Genomic DNA, 1051 nt, shown 5'->3' with positions numbered 1-1051 from the left:
TTTTTACCACAATCCTGTACTCTTATCCATCCACTATTTTCTTTAATTTCACTAGGTACACTTTGCATTAAAGTCTGAGATACTTTACTTTTTAATTCCGAAATATCATTAATATTTGGACTAATTAGTCTATTTTCTTTAACTTTTGTCTTAAACTCATCTAATTTTTTAGACTTTTCCGCGGATTCGGTAGATGCTTTATTCATCTCAAAAACATATATAGGTTTACCTAAAGATTTAGCAAAATTGTACTCCATTTCTGTATAGCTAATATTTTCTTCACTATCAATTGTTCCATAACTAGAACCTAACAATAATATCACTGCATCTGATTCATTGATCCATTGTGTTATTATTTCCCATTGGCTTTTACTACTTGAGTTAAAAAGTTCCATACCTGCTGGAATATTATTACTGTTTAAAACTGCTTCTACTACTGCTTGACGCTCTTCTATTAAATCTAAATAAGTTGATGAAATAAAAATTTGATATTTAATTTTAGTATTACTCATATATGCTCCTTTAATAAAAAATCAATTTACATAAATATATCATATGATAATATCCAAAAAGACTACTTAAAATATTATCTTTTTGCATTCCTCTACTAACCAGTGTTATAATCTAGATAACGAAAATGATTAACAATTAATGCACCAATCCCCACACTACTGCAATAGTGTGGGGATTTTTTCGATGCTGGCTTATAAAGTCGCCTATTAATTATTTGTTGCGTTTACTAAGCCAATAAGTATAATACGCAACAGCACAGCCACTGATGACTGGTGCTATGATGTGAACGAAAATGATTAGCAAAGTAATGCACCTCCTCTCTGCGTCTGAATTGACGCCTGAGAGATAGGCGACCTGTATATTATATCATCTCCGAATATACGATGATAGATAACTTCCGATAAGTCGTCTTATGTTATATAACTTTGTTTTTTATAGTATCAAGACAAGAAGAAACTCGTTTCACTCGTTTCAAAAACCCTCCTGATTTTTAGAGAAAAACTCTCTTATTTCATCGTCTTTAATAAAATAATATGCC

General features: G+C 30.5%; 2 protein-coding genes. Both read right to left on the bottom strand.

What is annotated here, in order from left to right; translation table 11 throughout:
- On the bottom strand, nucleotides 1–512 hold a 512-nt coding region (locus tag L4923_RS30810), incomplete at its 3' end, for a DUF4062 domain-containing protein (RefSeq protein WP_239370884.1).
- A 211-nt stretch (nucleotides 513–723) separates the two neighbouring features.
- Nucleotides 724–816, bottom strand: a complete 93-nt coding sequence (locus L4923_RS30805; protein ID WP_001791613.1) for a type I toxin-antitoxin system Fst family toxin — start codon at nucleotides 814–816, stop codon at nucleotides 724–726.
- Nucleotides 817–1051: the final 235 nt, after the last annotated feature.

It is taken from the genome of Terribium retamae (genome assembly GCF_022347545.1).
Taxonomy (GTDB): domain Bacteria; phylum Pseudomonadota; class Alphaproteobacteria; order Rhizobiales; family Rhizobiaceae; genus Mesorhizobium; species Mesorhizobium retamae.
The sequence above is the reverse complement of the archived record's forward strand: the minus strand, read 5'-3'. Positions and strand labels throughout refer to the sequence as shown.